Genomic DNA, 16053 nt, shown 5'->3' on the forward strand with positions numbered 1-16053 from the left:
CAACGAAGGTCGAAACGGGACTTTTTTTTGCCCTGCGGCAAAGAGAGTGAAGGGAAGCTGAAAATTCATGCGCCTCATGGCTGAAGGGTTGAGCGCGAAGCGCGGTGAGGACCTGATTTTTAACGATATTTCCTTTATTCTCGACGCCTCGGAAGCCCTTGTCGTGACGGGTCCGAACGGCTCCGGCAAGTCCACTTTGCTGCGGGTTCTTGCGGGGTTGTTGAGGCCCGAAAGCGGGCACCTGAAACTTGAGAATGGCCCCCCGGAAATCGCCCATCCATCCGAGCTCAGCCACTATCTCGGACACCGCAACGCGATGAAGCGTGAACTGACCGTCGCGGAAAATCTTTCCTTCTGGCGAGACTTCATGGGTGATTCGCCCGGGGCGCGCGGCGCCACGCTCACCGAGGCGGTCGAAGCGGTTGGCCTGCCGGATATCGCCCATCTGCCCTTCGGTTATCTCTCGGCCGGCCAGCAGCGGCGCATGGCGATGGCCAAGCTGGTCATTGCCTATCGCCCGATCTGGATCCTCGACGAGCCGACCGCAGCGCTTGACGCCGGCGCCGACCGGCTGTTTGCCGATCTGGTGAAGGCGCATCTTGGCAAAGGCGGCATCGTCATTGCGGCGACCCACCAGCCACTCGGGCTCGACCGCACGAAGGAGCTGCACATGACGGGGTTCGAGCATCTGGCAGGAGATCGCTGGCATGATGCATAGGGTCGCAATGCCTGGAAGCCCATTGCCGGAAAACGCGCGCGTGCCGATCCGGAGGTTGCCGCTATGATCGCGCTCTTTTTCCGCGATCTCAAACTGTCGATCCGCGCCGGCGGCGGGGCGATGATCGGCGTGCTCTTCTTCATGACTGTGGTGGCAGTCATTCCCTTCGGTGTCGGTCCCGACCTGAACCTGCTTTCGCGCATCGGACCGGCGATCCTGTGGATCGGCGCGCTGCTCGCCTCGCTGCTCGGCCTCGACCGGCTGTTCCAGGCGGAGCGCGACGACGGCTCGCTCGACCTGATGCTGATGCAGGAAACGCCGCTGCTTTTCACCGTCTTCGTCAAATGTGCGGCGCATTGGGCGGCGACCGGCCTGCCGCTGGTGATTGCCTCGCCCTTGCTCGGCCTCTTCATGAACATGAGCGAGATCGCCATCGGCGCCACCATGCTGACGCTTCTGATCGGCACGCCGGCGATCACCTTCATCGGTGCAGTGGGGGCGGCCGTTGCCGTGTCGCTGCCGCGTGGCGGGCTGCTGGTTTCGATCCTTGTTCTGCCGTTGGCGATCCCGGTGCTGATCTTCGGTGTCAGCGCTGTCTATGCGGCGATCGAGGATCCGGCGCCGTTCCTGCCACCTTTGATGATCCTTGCGGCAATCACCCTGTTCTTCGCCGTCATCGGCCCGGTTGCCGCCGCCGCAGCACTTCGGCACGCGTCCGATTGACGCAATCGGGCCAGAACGGGCGAAAGTGTTTGCGGCATTCCCATGGATTTGTCGCTAAGCCGTTCAGATCGATAACATTTATGATCCGCGTTCCAACTCGATCGTGATCGGGCGATTGACGCGGATCAATTGCAGGCGGGCGCCTTAAGCGTTAAAGAGCCAACATGAGCGAAAACAGCCTGGCCATCCGCAAATTCAGCGATCTCGCCAACCCGACGCGGTTCCTGGCGTTGGCTGACCGTCTGTTGCCCTGGCTTTCCGGGCTGACGGCGCTGTTCTTCGTTGCCGGCGTCTGGCTTTCCTTCACGACGGAAGGTGATTACCAGCAGGGCGAAACGGTGCGCATCATGTATGTGCACGTGCCCGCGGCCTGGCTGTCGATGATGTGCTATTCGGTGATGGCCTTGGCAGCTCTCGGTACGCTCGTCTGGCGCCATCCGCTTGCCGACGTCTCCTCGCGCGCGGCAGCTCCGATCGGCGCCTGTTTCACCTTCCTGGCGCTCGTCACCGGCTCGCTCTGGGGCAAGCCGATGTGGGGCACCTGGTGGGTCTGGGACGCGCGGCTGACCTCGGTCTTCGTGCTGTTCCTGATGTATCTCGGACTGATGGCGCTCAACCGCGCGATCGACGATCCGGCGCGGTCCTCCAAGGTTTCGGCCATTCTGGTTCTCGTCGGCTTCGTCAACATCCCGATCATCAAGTTCTCGGTCGAGTGGTGGAACACGCTGCATCAGCCGGCGAGCGTCATGCGGCTCGACGGACCGACGATCGATCCGGAGTTCCTGTGGCCGCTGATCGTGATGGCGGTCGCGTTTACACTGCTGTTTTTCACGCTGCACATCGCCGCCATGCGCAACGAAATCCTGCGCCGGCGCGTCACGGCGCTCAGGCGCCTTGCGGCCCGTGCTGCCGGACGGGGAGCCCGCGCACAATGATGAGCCACGCCGCCTACGTTTTCACGAGCTATGGAATAGCCACGCTGACGGTCCTAGGTCTGATTGCCTGGGTCGTGCTCGACGGTCGTGCCCGCCGGCGTGAACTCACCGAACTCGAAGCCGCAGGCATCCGCCGGCGCTCGGCCGAACCGGCTACCGGAGAAACACGATGAGCAACGCACCCGCTCCGGGTAACGAGGAGCGCAAACCCGGCCCCATGCGTTTCGTGCTGGCGGCGCTGCCGCTCGTCATATTCGCCGGGCTTGCGGCGATCTTCTGGAGCCAGCTCAATTCCGGCAAGGACGTGAGCGAAATCCCCTCCGCGCTGATCGGCACCAAGGCGCCGAAACTCGACATGCCGGCGCTCGAAGGTGCGACGCGCGATGGCCAGCCGATGCCGGCTTTGACCGATGCGGCGATCAAGGGCAAGCTGACGCTCGTCAACGTCTGGGCCTCCTGGTGCGTGCCTTGCCGGCAGGAGCATCCCTTCATCCTCGAACTGTCGAAGGATCCGCGGCTGACCGTCGTCGGTATCAACTACAAGGACCAGAACGAAAACGCGCTCAGGTTCCTCGGCGAACTCGGTAATCCCTTCTCCGCCATCGGCGTCGACCCGCGCGGCAAGGCGGCGATTGACTGGGGCGTCTACGGTATTCCGGAATCCTATCTCGTCGGCGCTGACGGCACGATCCTCTACAAGCGCGTCGGCCCGTTCGACGAAAACAGCGTGAAGACGGGTCTGCTGCCGGCGATCGAAAAGGCGACTGCGGGTTCGTAACCGCTCCCGGCATTAGCTCTCATTCGGATGGGAGGGATTTGCTCCTCATCCGCCTGCCGGCGTTCTGCCCGCAAGCGGGGCGAAGAAGACACTTAGCGCTCGGTTGCCCTAAACTCTCGCATCGCATCGACGGCATAAAACCGTGCTTTCCCTGCCGGGCAGTCGTGGAATGAAAGTGAGTGCCTCAGTCCCTTCGCCCCATCTGCCGGAGAAGGTCGCGGATGCGGGATGAGGGGCTGCGACGGCGACCGAAGCCCGCTTAAATCCCCGCCTGCCAGTCCCGGACCGCATCAAGCGGCCAGACGAGCATCAGCACGTTGAGTGTGAGATTGTCGCGGATCAGCCAGCCGGTGAAGAGTTCGAAGACGATGGCGACCGTTACGGTCAGCCAGACGGGCATGCGGGCGGCAAACAGGAAGCCGGCGGCCATGGCCAGTGTATCCATCGTCGAATTCAGGATGCTGTCGCCGAAATAGTCGAGCGAAATCGTTGCGGAGCGGTAGCGGTTGATCACCATCGGCGTGTTTTCGGCGATCTCCCAGGCCGATTCGATCACGGTCCCAAGGAAGAGCTTTGCCGTCAGCGGCTTGCCGCGCAGGAGCAGATGGCCGAGGCCGTAGAACAGGAAGCCGTGGATGATGTGCGACGGCGTGTACCAGTCGGCGATATGCTGCGAGTTGCCGCTGGATTTGACCACGGGCTCGAACAGTTTGACGTAGCCGCATTCGCAGATCCAGAGGCGACCCATCAGATGCTGGGTGACGATCTGGATGATGAGAACAGCAAAACAGGCGGCGAGCCAGAGGAGTGCGTGCCGGTTGCGGCTGTCATTCTCCTCGAGCATCGTGCTCACTCGGCGTTCTCCTGGTCAAGCGAGTGCTTCATGATCAGCGGCATCTGGGCGAGCGTAAAGAGAATGGTGATCGGCATCGTGCCCCAGACCTTGAAGGCGACCCAAAAATCGGTCGTGAACGAGCGCCAGACCACTTCGTTGAGCACGGCGAGAACCAGGAAGAACAGGCCCCAGCGCAGCGTCAGCTTGCGCCAGCCGGCCTCATCCAGCTTGAAGGCGGAGTGGAAGACGTAGCCGAGCAGCGACTTGCCGAACAGCAGGCCGCCGAGCAGGATCGTGCCGAACAGCGTGTTGACGATCGTCGGCTTCATCTTGATGAAGGTGTCGTTCTGCAGCCAGAGCGTCAGCGCGCCGAAGACGAAGACGACGATGCCCGAAATCAGCGGCATCATCGGCAGGGTGCGGGTCAGCAGCCAGGAGACGGCAAGCGCGATTGCGGTCGCGGCCATAAACAGGCCGGTGGCGATGAAGATCGGACCGCCGAGTTCGGCGAGCGCCGGAAAATGCCCGGCCAACCATTCGCCACGCGAATTGGTAAAGAAGAAGACCATCAGCGGCCCAAGCTCCAGCACCAACTTGAGCAAGGGGCTGACTTCCTTCTGCGGCTTGGCAGCCTCGATCGACGACATCTGGGGGTCCTGTTTCTGCATGTACCTGCTGCTCATAACACCAGCTTTGCGGCAAAACCATATCAAGGCAACGGGCCGGCGTAACTACGCGCAGGCCCGATCGCCCCGTCAGGCGGCAACGCCGGCGATCGCCTCGGCAAAATCCTTGGCTTCGAACGGCTCGAGATCGTCGATCCCTTCGCCGACGCCGATGAAATAGACCGGCAACTTGTGCTTGGCGGAGATGGCGACGAGGATGCCGCCGCGCGCTGTGCCGTCGAGCTTGGTCATGATCAACCCGCTGACGCCGGCGACGTTGCGGAAGATCTCGACCTGCTGCAGCGCGTTCTGGCCGGTGGTGGCGTCGAGCGTCTGCAGCACGGTGTGCGGCGCATCCGGATCGAGCTTGCCGAGCACGCGCACGATCTTTTCGAGTTCGGCCATCAGTTCCGCCTTGTTCTGCAGGCGGCCGGCGGTGTCGATGATCAGGACGTCGGACTTCTTCTCGCGCGCCTGCTGGAAAGCCTCGTAGGCAAGGCCAGCGGCATCGGCGCCGAGTTTGGACGAGACGATTTCTGAGTTGGTGCGCTCGGCCCAGATCTTCAGCTGCTCGATCGCTGCGGCCCGGAAGGTGTCACCGGCGGCGAGCATGACTTTCAGGCCCGCGCCGGAAAGCTTGGCGGCGAGCTTGCCGATCGTCGTGGTCTTGCCGGTGCCGTTGACGCCGACCACCAGGATCACGTGCGGCTTGTGGCTGAGATCGAGTTCCAGCGGCTTGGCGACGGGCGAAAGCACCTTGGTGATCTCGCCGGCCATAATGCGCGACACGTCCTCGCCCGAGACATCCTTGCCGTAGCGTTCCGAGGCGAGCGTGTCGGTGATGCGCATCGCCGTTTCGACGCCGAGGTCGGCCTGGATCAACAGGTCTTCGAGATCCTGCAGCGTCGCTTCGTCGAGCTTGCGCTTGGTAAACAGGCTGGCGATCTGGCCGGTCAGTTGCGACGAGGTGCGCGCGAGGCCGCGGCGCAGGCGCTGGTACCAGCTGAGCTTTTCCTTCGGCGCGGCGACGGGTTCTTCCTTGGGCTTGCGCTCTGTGGCGGAGAAGCCCTTGGGCAAAGCGGGCGTAGCAGTGGGCTCGGCCTCGGCTGTCTCGGTCGGCGCGACGTCGGTGGCGGCATCTGCTGCGTTGGCTTCTGCGGTCTCGATGCTTTCGCGGAGGGCTGCGGCTTCACCCCCGTCTGCCCTGCCGGGCATCTCCCCCACAGGGGCGGAGATCACGCTGGGCTCGCTCTCGAGTTCGGAAGCAAGCGTTTCGGTTGGCGTGACCTCGTCTGCTTCGGCAGTCGTGACGTCGCTTGCCGTGGGTTCGGCATCGTCAGCAGCTTCCTCGATTCTCTCGACGATTTCGGCCTCGCGGGAGGCTACGATGATCTCATCGGAGGGAGCAGGCGCCTTGTGCGCAACAGGCGCCGCAGTCTCGGTGGCAGCTGTTGCTTCCTCAGCTGTGGCCTCGGTCTCCGTCTGCTCTCTCCCCTTGAGGGGGAGATGTCCCGAAGGGACAGAGGGGGGTATCGCGGCTTCAGTCTCGGCCGGCGTTACCACAGCTTCGACCGGGGCGGCTTCGTCACGCGCCAGCTCTTCGGCGTCGTCGGAGGCCGGGCCACCGGCCGTCTCGATCTCGGCCTCAAGCACCGGATCGTCGTCGGACAACGGCAGGGTCTCGATGTCGACAGGTGGTTCGAAGGCGGTTTCCGGGCTCTCTTCGACGATCTCTGCCTCGGCAACGGCGGCAGGCGGTTCGACCGCCTCGGCGCTCGGCTCCGGTTGCGCCTCGACTTCGGGCGCAGAGACGATCGTCTCCTCCGGTACACCTTCCGGCGGCTTCGTTTCCTCCACCGCGCCCTTGCCGAAGGTGAAGATCCTCTTGATGAAACCCATTGCCATTCAGGAATTCCGCATAAATCAGGCCGCAGCCATCTGTTTTACCTGCATCGTCAGATGCTTGCCATTGTGGCCGGTGATTGAGACCGGGACAAGCGCACGGGGCGTCAGGTCAGCCGCGTCGACGAGCGTGAAGTTTTGTGTGTGGGCAAGCCCGTTGTTCTCGACCAGGATCGTCTGCTCGCTGCCGACCATACCTTCGAGGTGGCGGGCGTAGAGCGTCGCGCCGACGGCGCGAAGCCGCGCAGCGCGATCCTTGACGAGCGCCCGGTCGAGCTGCGGCATGCGTGCCGCCGGCGTGCCGGGACGCGGGCTGTAGGGAAAGACGTGCAGATGCGCGATGCCGCAGTCCTCGGCGAGGCTCGCGGCATTTTCGAACATCTCTTCGGTCTCGGTCGGAAAGCCGGCGATCATATCGGCACCGAGGCTGATATCGGGGCGCAAGCGCCGGACCTGATCGGCAAAGGCGCGGGCGTCGGCGCTCGAATGACGGCGCTTCATGCGCTTCAGGATCAGGTCGTCGCCATGCTGCAGCGACAGGTGCAGGTGCGGCATGAAGCGCGCCTCGTCGGCGATCAGGTCGAAGAGGTGTTTGTCGGCCTCGATGCCGTCGATCGAGGAAAGCCGCAGGCGGCGGATTTCCGGAACCTGTTTCAGAAGCGTCTTCGCCAGCAGCCCGAGGGTCGGCGTGCCCGGCAGGTCGGCGCCGTAGCTGGTGGCGTCGACGCCGGTCAAGACGATCTCGCAATAGCCACTCTCAACCAGCCTGCGTGCCTGGTCGACGACGGCGCCCATCGGCACGGAGCGGGAATTGCCGCGGCCATAGGGGATGATGCAGAAGGTGCAGCGGTGGTCGCAGCCGTTCTGCACCTGGATGAAGGCGCGCACGTGGCCATCGATGTGCTTGACCATCTGCGGTGCGGTGGCGCGCACGCTCATGATGTCGTTGACCCGCAGCTTTTCTTCAGCCGAGACGCCGAAATCCGGCAGTGAACGATAGGAGGCGCTCTTCAGCTTCTCCTCGTTGCCGAGCACGGCGTCGACCTCGACCATTTCGGCGAAGGTCTCTTTTTCGGTCTGGGCGGCGCAGCCGGTGACGATGATGCGGGCATGCGGATTGTCGCGCCGGGCACGGCGGATCGCCTGGCGCGCCTGGCGCACGGCCTCGCCGGTGACGGCGCAGGTGTTGACGAGGATGGCGTTGTTCAGCCCCGCCTTTTCGGCTTCCGCCCGCATCACTTCGGATTCGTAGGTATTGAGACGGCAGCCGAAGGTTATGACCTCGACGCCGCTCAACGCGCCCGGGCTCCGCCCGCTTCGGCCTCGTCGCGCTGCCAGGTTCCGGTCGTCGGGTTCAGCGTGCCGGACCATTCCCATTCGGCAGGTCCCGTCATGACGACATGATCGTCGTGCTCACGCCATTCGATCGTGAGCTTTGCCGGGGCAGGGGCTGATGCGACGTCGATCACCACCTTGCGGCCGGTGCGGCCGGTGCGCGCGGCGCTGACCGCAGCCGCGCAAGCCGCCGAGCCGCAGGCAAGCGTCAACCCGGCGCCGCGTTCCCAGGTGCGGGTGCGCAGCGACGAGGGCGAAAGCACCTGCGCCAGCGTGATGTTGGCGCGCTCGGGAAACATCGGATGGTTTTCGAGCAGCGGGCCGAAACGATCGAGATCGAAGGACATCGGGTCCTTGTCGACCCAGAAGACGGCGTGCGGATTGCCCATCGACATGGCCGAGGGCGAGTGCAGGACGGGATTGTCGATCGGTCCGATCTGCAGTTCGATGCGGCTCGTATCGGCAAATTCCTCGGCAAGCGGGATCTTGTCCCAGGCAAAGACCGGCTTGCCCATGTCGACCGAGATCGTGCCGTCCTCATGCTCGATGGCGTTGAGGATGCCTGCAATGGTCTGGAAGGTGAAGGCCTTCTTGCCGGTTTCGGCGGCCAGTGCCTGGACGACGCAGCGCGTGCCGTTGCCGCAGGCCTGGGCCATGGAGCCGTCGCAATTGACGATATCGATCCAGGCGTCGGTGCCCTGAGCCTTGGGGTCGTGGATCGCCATGATCTGGTCGAAGGCGGTTGCCGGATCGGCATTGAGCGCGATCGCAGCGGCCGGCGTCACCCGATCCTTCCGACCGCGCATGTCAACGACGAGGATCTTGTTTCCAAGCCCGTTCATCCTGGCAAATTGCACGTTGTCGGTCATGTCGCGATTGTCCAAACGGGCCCGCTCCGGGCGGGCCATCCTTCATTCGGGCTGTATATGGCGGAAAAGCCCGGAAAATACCAGTGCCGCCTTTATTCGGCTCCCTCGCCGCCGGTCGGTACATCGAAGATTTCGCCGGGGCGAAGCGGCCGGAAGCGGCTGCGGGCGATGCCCGCCGCATCGAGCGCCCGTTCCAGCGCCTGTCGCGGCTCTTCGACGCCTTCGTCGGTCAGGCGAAACGTACCCCAATGGTGGCCGGCGACATGGGCGGCGGCGCAATCGACCATGCCGCGCACGGCTTCCTCCGGGTTCTGGTGCTGGTCCTGCATGAACCAGCGCGGCTCGTAGGCCCCGAAGGGCAGGTTGGCGAGGCGGAAGGCGCCGTGTTTTTCGCGGGCGGCGCGATAGTTGATGCCGTCGTGAAAGCCGGTATCGCCGACGTGGTAGATCTTGCCGGCCGGCGTCTCCACGACGAAGGCGGCCCAGAGCGCCATGCGCCGGTCGCGCGAGCCGCGCGCCGACCAGTGGTGGCAGGGCTCGGCGTGAAGAATGACGTCATCGCCGCAATCGAGCTGGTCGCCCCAGTCGACCACGTCGATCTCGACGTCGGGAACGGCGCGGCGGATGATCGTGTCGTTGCCGAGCGGCGTGACGATGCGGGGAGCATGTTCCTCGTGAAGGGCTGCCAGCGTCTCGACATCGAGGTGGTCGTAGTGATTGTGGGTGACGAGCACGATGTCGATCGGCGGCAGGTCGTCGAGTTCGATGCCGGGCGCGTTGCGGCGCTGCGGGCCGGCAAAGGCAAACGGGCTGGCGCGATGCGACCAGACGGGGTCGGTGAGAATGTTGAGCCCATGCACCTGGATGAGCAGCGTCGCGTGTCCGACCATCGTCACGCGCAGGCGATCGCCTTCGACGCTGAGTTCAGGCTTCACCGGCGCGAACGGGCTTGGATTGTGCGCGGGCCAGCGCACCTTACCGCTGCCGAACTGCCAGCGCAGGAGATCTGCCGCGCCCTTGGGCGGTTTGCCGTCGGGATTGAAGAACCTGGTGCCGTCGAAATGATCGGTGACGGGACCTTGGTAATAGGGATTGCGTGTCTTCATCCGGGCGGTTCGCCTTGGTTGAAAGGTCAAGGTTTAATAAATTCTTGAAGACAGCAACTGGATTGCTATCGTGGTTCCATGCTCGTTCGATTCGACCCGCAAGAACGTCTCTACAAGACCCTGAAGCTGGTCCGCTCCATCCATCTCAATATGCAGCGCTCGGCAGAACATATGCTCGATGGTGCCGGCATATCAGTGGCGGAGCGGGCGGTTCTCGAACTTTTTTGCGAAACGCCGCTGACGGTGCCGGAAGCCGGACGGCGCCTGTCGATGAAACGGCAGTTCGTGCTCAGGGTCGTCAACGGGCTGATGGACAAGACGTTGCTGGAAAGACGGCCGAACCCGGAACACCGCAGCGCCTATCTTTGCGCGCCGACGGCGGCCGGGCGTGATCTGTTCGCGGAAATCCATCGCCGCGAGGTGGAGTTGCTGCATGCCCTGCTCGGCGATATCAACCAGACCGAAGTGGTGGCCGCACTTCGGGTGATGACGCGGGTGTCGACCGCCTTCGAGCAGCTGGCCGGCGAACTCGACGACGCCGGCAAGGACGGGGCGCTCTGAGCCGAAAGCGCCTCATTTGCCTGCCGTCCTTGACTTTTGCCGCGCTTTCCTGTTTATCCGCGCCAATTCCTTCGCAAGCTCAAGTCTTCGAAGCCACCGACCGGGTCCCGTAGAGGTATAAAGAGAACCCGGAGGTCAACACCCGACAGCGCGTGGCGCCCTCGGGTGGTTTTTGGCTTTGCGCCTTGTTTTCTGCGCGAAGGAACCCACGTTTCCGGCGAGTTGATCGCCACCGGAAACCAGAAGGAAGTGAGAATGTTCGAGAGCCTCCAGGACCGCCTTGGTTCCATATTGAATGGACTGACCGGCCGCGGCGCATTGTCGGAAGCCGATGTTTCCGCTGCGCTCCGCGAGGTTCGCCGTGCGCTGCTCGAAGCCGACGTCGCGCTCGACGTCGTGCGCTCCTTCACCGAAAAGGTTCGTGAAAAGGCCGTCGGCGCCGAGATCCTGAAGTCGATCAAGCCCGGCCAGATGGTCGTCAAGATCGTCCATGATCAGCTCGTCGAGATGCTCGGCTCCGAGGGCGTCACGATCGACCTCAATGCGCCGGCGCCGGTCGTCATCATGATGGTCGGTCTGCAGGGCTCCGGTAAGACGACGACCACCGGCAAGATCGCCAGCCGGATGAAGGCCAGGGACAAGAAGAAGGTCCTGATGGCATCGCTCGACACGCGTCGTCCGGCAGCCCAGGAGCAGCTTCGCCAGCTCGGCGTGCAGACCGGCGTCGACACGTTGCCTGTTATTGCCGGCCAGTCGCCGACCGATATCGCTGCGCGCGCCGTTCAGGCTGCCAAGCTCGGCGGCCACGACGTCGTCATTCTCGACACGGCGGGCCGTACCCATATCGACGAGCCGCTGATGATCGAGATGGCGGAGATCAAGCGGAAGTCCAATCCGCATGAAATCCTGCTCGTGGCAGATGCGCTGACCGGTCAGGACGCCGTCAACCTCGCCCGCAACTTCGACGAACGCGTCGGCATCACCGGCCTGGTGCTCACCCGTATGGACGGCGACGGCCGTGGCGGTGCAGCGCTGTCGATGCGTGCGGTCACCGGCAAGCCGATCAAGCTCATCGGCGTCGGCGAAAAGATGGGCGAACTCGAAGAGTTCCACCCCCGCCGCGTCGCCGACCGTATCCTCGGCATGGGCGACATCGTCTCGCTCGTCGAGAAGGCTGCCGAGAACATCGACGCCGAGAAGGCGGCTGCCATGGCCGCCAAGATGGCCAAGGGCAAGTTCGACCTGAACGACCTCGCAGACCAGCTCGGCCAGATGCAGAAGATGGGCGGCATGGGCGGCATCATGGGCCTGATGCCCGGCATGGCCGGCATGAAGGACAAGATGGCCGCGGCCGGCCTCGACGACAGCCTGTTCAAGCGCCAGCTCGCCATCATTTCGTCGATGACCAAGGCCGAGCGCGCCAACCCGGATCTGCTCAAGCACTCGCGCAAGAAGCGCATCGCCGCCGGTTCCGGCACCGATGCCGCCGACATCAACAAGCTTCTGAAGATGCACCGCCAGATGGCGGACATGATGAAGATGATGGGCGGTAAGGGCAAAGGCGGCATGATGAAGCAGATGATGGGCGGCCTTGCCAACAAGATGGGCCTTGGCGGCCTCGGTGGCGGCGGCATGCCTGATCTCTCGAAGCTCGACCCGAAGCAGCTCGAAGCCCTGCAGAAGCAGGCGGAAGCCGCCGGTCTGAAGCCGGGCGGTATGCCGGGCCTTGGCGGCGGTGGCCTGCCAGGTCTGGGCGGCGCCAAGCTTCCGGGTCTTGGTGGCGGCTTCCCCGGCCTTCCCGGCCTGCCGAAGAAGAAGTGAGGATCGCTTAAAAGATGATTGATCCCGAAATCAAAAAGGAATTGGCGGGCTACCGGCAGTCGATCGACAATATCGATGCCGCGCTCGTCCACATGCTGGCTGAACGCTTCCGCTGCACCCAGGCAGTCGGCGTTCTGAAAGCCAAGCACGAACTGCCGCCGGCCGACCCGGCGCGCGAAGAATACCAGATCGAACGCCTGCGCCGCCTGGCCAAGGATGCCAATCTGGATCCGGATTTCGCCGAGAAGTTCCTGAACTTCATCATCAAGGAAGTCATCCGGCATCATGAAGCCATCGCCGCCGATCGCTCGCATTCCGCGGGCAACGCCGGCACAAACCATTCCGCTTGAACCAAGCGGTCAAGAAAGCCTGCAAGGAGTTACTCAAATGGCACTGAAAATTCGTCTCGCCCGTGGCGGTTCCAAGAAGCGTCCTTACTACCAGATCGTCGTTGCCGACGCCCGCAGCCCGCGTGACGGCCGCTTCCTCGAGAAGATCGGCTCGTGGAACCCGATGCTCGGCAAGGACGACGAAAAGCGCGTCGAGCTCGACGCCGAGCGCGTCAACCACTGGATCGCCCAGGGCGCCCAGCCGACCGACCGCGTTCTGCGCTTCCTCGACCAGGCCGGTCTCGCAAAGCGCCCGGCTCGCAACAACCCGACCAAGGGTGCCCCGGGCAAGAAGGCTCAGGAGCGCGCTGCTGAAGCCAAGCAGAAGGCTGAAGACGCCGCTGCTGCTGCTGCTGAATAACAGCCGGCGAACGGTCCGGAGAGTGATCGGCGGTCATCTGCCGACGCAGCTCTCCGGCTGGCCGTGACTTAAGGAAACGGGTGGCATTTCCATGCCGCCCGTTTTCCGTTATTTGCACCGAGATATACCGAAACGGACGCGGACGATGAGCAAACTCGAAAACCCGGTTCTGATGGCGACGATTGGCGCGGCGCAGGGCCTGCGCGGCGAGGTCAGGGTCAAGTCCTTTACCGATGATCCGACGGCGCTCGGCGAGTATGGCAATCTGCACAGCGCAGACGGCCGTGTGTTCGAGGTGCTGGAGATTCGCGAGGCGAAAAACGTGGTCATCGTTCGCTTTCGCGGCGTCAATGACCGCAATGCCGCCGAGGCGCTCAACGGTCTCGACCTGTTCATCGAGCGCGACAACCTGCCCGACGACGATCTCGACGAGGACGAGTTCTTCTATGCCGATCTCGAGGGCCTGGAAGCGATCGACGGCAATGGCACGAGCTACGGCAAGGTCAGCGGTGTCTTCGATTTCGGCGCCGGCGATCTCCTTGAGCTGAAGGGGCCAGGCCGACGTCCGGTGCTGATCCCGTTTACCGAATGGTCGGTGCTGGAGATCGATCTGGAAGCGGGGCGGCTGCTGGTCGATCCGGTTGCGGCCGGCCTGACCGACGACAAGGACCAGGATCCGGGTAGTCCGTTTTCCGCGAAGCGCAAGTGAGCATTGCGGCCATGACGTTTCGCGCGACCATCCTGACGCTCTATCCCGAAATGTTTCCGGGCCATCTCGGCGCCTCGCTTTCCGGCAAGGCGCTCGAGCGTGGCCAGTGGTCGATCGAGCCGGTGCAGATCCGTGATTTCGCCGAGGACAAGCATCGCACTGTCGACGACACGCCGGCTGGCGGCGGCGCCGGCATGGTGCTTAAGCCGGATGTGCTCGCGCGCGCGATCGATCGTGTCTCGGAGAACGACGATCGGCCGCGATTGCTGATGAGCCCGCGTGGCCGACCGCTGACACAGGAGCGGGTGCGTGAACTCGCCGCCGGCCCCGGCGTCGTCATCGTTTGCGGACGCTTCGAAGGTGTCGATCAGCGGGTGATCGACGCCCGCGGCCTCGAAGAGGTTTCGATCGGCGACTATATTCTTTCGGGCGGCGAGCCGGCGGCCCTCACGCTGCTCGATGCCGTGGTGCGCATTCTGCCGGGTGTCATGGGCAACGAGCTTTCGGGTGTGCATGAGAGCTTCGAAGGCGGGCTGCTCGAGCATCCGCACTACACCCGCCCACAGGTCTTCGAAGGCCGCGAAATCCCGGCAGTGCTGACCTCGGGCAATCACGGCGCCATTGCCAAATGGCGCGAGGCGGAGGCGCGGCGGCTGACCGCCGAGCGCCGGCCCGATCTTCTTAATCAGCCCGTGAAGAAGTAATAGGCGGCAAGCAGCAGGCCGACGGCGACGACCAGCGCGCGGATGACCGCCTGCGGCACGCGTCTTGCTGCCCAGACGCCGCTGTAGCCGCCAAGGGCGGCCCCTGGCACCATGATTGCCGCGTGCAGCCAGGACACGACCCCGCCGGCGGCAAAGACGACGATGGCGATCGCGGCAATAACGATCGAGATGAAGTTCTTGAGCGCGTTCAGCCGGTGATAGCCGCCGCCGGTCGCAAGCCCCAGCACTGCCAGCATCATGATGCCCATGCCGGCGCCGAAGAAGCCGCCGTAAATGGAGGTGACGAACTGGGCGCCGATGCCGACCGGATTGATCGCATGCTCGTCGACGCGGGCCTTAGGCTTCAGGAGCGGCCCGGCAGCGAAGATCGCCGTTGCCGCCAGCAGCAGCCAGGGCACAAGCGCGCGGAAGGAGGCATTGGAGAGCGAGATGAGCAGCAGCGCGCCGGCCAGACCGCCAAGTGCGGAGATGACGCCGAGCAGGATCGCATAGCGCTTGTCGGCGCGGATCTCCTTGGCATAGGCGAGCGCCGAGGTGATGTAGCCTGGAAACTGGATGATCGACGAGGTCGCGTTGGCGACGATTGGCGAGAGACCGCCAAGCGTCATCGCCCCGAAGGTCAGGAACGTTCCGCCGCCGGCAATGGCATTGACGACGCCGGACAGGAAGCCGGCCGCAAACAGCATGAGTATTTCGAAGATGTTCATGGTCTCCCCCGACCCCTCATGCTCGGGATAGCCGGTGGTTGTGCCGGCCGCAAGTCCGTTGCATCGGACAATCATCACGCGCGTGTTTGCGTATTTTCTGATAAATTCGGCTTTCCTGGCGCGGATGCCTTAGAAATTATGGCCTTCGGGGATGACAAGGCAGTGCGATTGGTGTAAGTGCCGCCCCGGTTCGGGTTCCATGCCCGTCGACCAAAACAAAGAATGGCGAATCCGCTCCTGCCGGTATCCGGCAAGACCTGAAGGCTGGCCCGACAGGTTCATCGAGAGCGCTCTGGCTGTTTCAGAAGAACTTGAAAGGTTAGACCGATGAACATCATCCAGCAGCTGGAAGCCGAACAGGCCGCCAAGATCGCCGCCAAGCGCACGCTCCCGGAATTCTCCGCAGGCGACACGCTCCGCGTCAACGTCCGCGTTGTCGAAGGCAACCGTACCCGCGTCCAGGCCTATGAAGGCGTTTGCATCGCTCGTTCGGGCGGCGGCATCAACGAAAGCTTCACCGTTCGCAAGATCTCCTACGGCGAAGGCGTCGAGCGCGTATTCCCGGTTTACTCTCCGCTCGTCGAGAGCGTCGAAGTGGTTCGCCGCGGTAAGGTCCGTCGCGCCAAGCTCTACTACCTGCGCGACCGTCGCGGTAAGTCGGCTCGTATCGTAGAGAACACCGGCACGCGCGCCCGCAAGCTGAACGAAGCCGAGCGTCAGGCGATTGCCGAGGAAAAGGCACGCATCGAGGCTGAAAAGGTTGCAGCAGCTCAGGCGCTCGCCGCCGAGAAGGCAGCAGCCGAAGCCGCCGAAGCAAAGGCAGCAGCGGAAGCCGCAGCAGAATAACATTTCAATCCCTAGGGATTGTTGGAAAGGCGGCCTCGGCCGCCTTTCTTTTTTGGTACTATCCGCTT

General features: G+C 63.6%; 19 protein-coding genes. 12 read left to right on the plus strand and 7 right to left on the minus strand.

Annotated elements, in window-relative coordinates; translation table 11 throughout:
- Positions 1 to 67 precede the first annotated feature (67 nt).
- The 5 genes from ccmA to IB277_RS26175 all read left to right on the plus strand — a co-directional run bounded on the left by ccmA (position 68) and on the right by IB277_RS26175 (position 3154).
- Complete coding sequence (ccmA, locus tag IB277_RS26155; RefSeq protein ID WP_090295254.1) at positions 68 to 718, plus strand: heme ABC exporter ATP-binding protein CcmA; 651 nt, start codon at positions 68 to 70, stop codon at positions 716 to 718.
- 63 nt (positions 719 to 781) lie between these two features.
- Positions 782 to 1441, plus strand: a complete 660-nt coding sequence (gene ccmB / locus IB277_RS26160; RefSeq protein ID WP_034802831.1) for a heme exporter protein CcmB — start codon at positions 782 to 784, stop codon at positions 1439 to 1441.
- 164 nt (positions 1442 to 1605) lie between these two features.
- Complete coding sequence (locus IB277_RS26165) at positions 1606 to 2376, plus strand: heme ABC transporter permease (protein WP_060611226.1); 771 nt, start codon at positions 1606 to 1608, stop codon at positions 2374 to 2376.
- Complete coding sequence (ccmD, locus tag IB277_RS26170; protein ID WP_090295256.1) at positions 2373 to 2549, plus strand: heme exporter protein CcmD; 177 nt, start codon at positions 2373 to 2375, stop codon at positions 2547 to 2549. Before IB277_RS26165 ends, ccmD begins: the two co-directional genes overlap by 4 nt.
- Positions 2546 to 3154, plus strand: coding sequence for a DsbE family thiol:disulfide interchange protein (locus IB277_RS26175; protein WP_060521458.1), 609 nt, complete (start codon positions 2546 to 2548; stop codon positions 3152 to 3154). The genes ccmD and IB277_RS26175 overlap by 4 nt, the downstream gene beginning before the upstream one ends.
- Positions 3155 to 3413: 259 nt before the next feature.
- Here IB277_RS26175 and IB277_RS26180 read toward each other — a convergent pair whose 3' ends face one another.
- From IB277_RS26180 to IB277_RS26205, 6 genes are all read right to left on the minus strand, one after another.
- Entirely contained in the window at positions 3414 to 3998 is a 585-nt protein-coding gene (locus IB277_RS26180) for a DUF2585 domain-containing protein (RefSeq protein ID WP_060611309.1), read from the minus strand.
- 5 nt (positions 3999 to 4003) lie between these two features.
- The gene (locus IB277_RS26185; RefSeq protein ID WP_090295448.1) at positions 4004 to 4636 is read right to left on the minus strand and encodes a septation protein A; all 633 of its coding nucleotides are present in this window, start codon (positions 4634 to 4636) and stop codon (positions 4004 to 4006) included.
- Between the two features lie 108 nt (positions 4637 to 4744).
- Positions 4745 to 6559, minus strand: a complete 1815-nt coding sequence (gene ftsY, locus IB277_RS26190; protein WP_090295258.1) for a signal recognition particle-docking protein FtsY — start codon at positions 6557 to 6559, stop codon at positions 4745 to 4747.
- Positions 6560 to 6577: 18 nt separating this feature from the next.
- Entirely contained in the window at positions 6578 to 7852 is a 1275-nt protein-coding gene (gene mtaB / locus IB277_RS26195) for a tRNA (N(6)-L-threonylcarbamoyladenosine(37)-C(2))-methylthiotransferase MtaB (RefSeq protein ID WP_090295259.1), read from the minus strand.
- Complete coding sequence (gene dapF / locus IB277_RS26200) at positions 7849 to 8760, minus strand: diaminopimelate epimerase (RefSeq protein WP_110818917.1); 912 nt, start codon at positions 8758 to 8760, stop codon at positions 7849 to 7851. The genes mtaB and dapF overlap by 4 nt, the downstream gene beginning before the upstream one ends.
- 92 nt (positions 8761 to 8852) lie before the next feature.
- A complete protein-coding gene (locus IB277_RS26205; RefSeq protein ID WP_034802812.1) occupies positions 8853 to 9866 on the minus strand; it encodes an MBL fold metallo-hydrolase in 1014 nt (337 codons plus the stop codon).
- A gap of 78 nt (positions 9867 to 9944) precedes the next feature.
- Here IB277_RS26205 and IB277_RS26210 point away from each other — a divergent pair, with 78 nt between their 5' ends.
- The 6 genes from IB277_RS26210 to trmD all read left to right on the plus strand — a co-directional run bounded on the left by IB277_RS26210 (position 9945) and on the right by trmD (position 14411).
- A complete protein-coding gene (locus IB277_RS26210; protein ID WP_090295261.1) occupies positions 9945 to 10427 on the plus strand; it encodes a MarR family winged helix-turn-helix transcriptional regulator in 483 nt (160 codons plus the stop codon).
- Between the two features lie 255 nt (positions 10428 to 10682).
- A complete protein-coding gene (gene ffh / locus IB277_RS26215) occupies positions 10683 to 12248 on the plus strand; it encodes a signal recognition particle protein (protein ID WP_090295262.1) in 1566 nt (521 codons plus the stop codon).
- Between the two features lie 14 nt (positions 12249 to 12262).
- The gene (locus IB277_RS26220; RefSeq protein WP_034802805.1) at positions 12263 to 12598 is read left to right on the plus strand and encodes a chorismate mutase; all 336 of its coding nucleotides are present in this window, start codon (positions 12263 to 12265) and stop codon (positions 12596 to 12598) included.
- A 37-nt stretch (positions 12599 to 12635) separates the two neighbouring features.
- Positions 12636 to 12998 (plus strand): 30S ribosomal protein S16, encoded by a 363-nt coding sequence (rpsP, locus tag IB277_RS26225; RefSeq protein WP_060521452.1) that lies wholly within the window; start codon positions 12636 to 12638, stop codon positions 12996 to 12998.
- A 145-nt stretch (positions 12999 to 13143) separates the two neighbouring features.
- Positions 13144 to 13707, plus strand: a complete 564-nt coding sequence (rimM, locus tag IB277_RS26230) for a ribosome maturation factor RimM (RefSeq protein WP_034803120.1) — start codon at positions 13144 to 13146, stop codon at positions 13705 to 13707.
- Positions 13708 to 13718: 11 nt separating this feature from the next.
- Positions 13719 to 14411, plus strand: a complete 693-nt coding sequence (gene trmD, locus IB277_RS26235; RefSeq protein WP_060521572.1) for a tRNA (guanosine(37)-N1)-methyltransferase TrmD — start codon at positions 13719 to 13721, stop codon at positions 14409 to 14411.
- Here the strand turns inward: trmD and IB277_RS26240 are convergent.
- On the minus strand, positions 14393 to 15139 hold the full coding sequence (locus tag IB277_RS26240; protein ID WP_060521571.1) for a sulfite exporter TauE/SafE family protein: 747 nt from the start codon (positions 15137 to 15139) through the stop codon (positions 14393 to 14395). The genes trmD and IB277_RS26240 overlap by 19 nt on opposite strands.
- A 327-nt stretch (positions 15140 to 15466) precedes the next feature.
- Here IB277_RS26240 and rplS point away from each other — a divergent pair, with 327 nt between their 5' ends.
- On the plus strand, positions 15467 to 15985 hold the full coding sequence (rplS, locus tag IB277_RS26245) for a 50S ribosomal protein L19 (RefSeq protein ID WP_043625625.1): 519 nt from the start codon (positions 15467 to 15469) through the stop codon (positions 15983 to 15985).
- Positions 15986 to 16053 lie beyond the last annotated feature (68 nt).

Origin of the sequence: Ensifer sp. ENS07, assembly GCF_014852185.1 — a bacterium.
In the GTDB taxonomy this organism is placed as follows: Bacteria; Pseudomonadota; Alphaproteobacteria; order Rhizobiales; family Rhizobiaceae; genus Ensifer; species Ensifer adhaerens.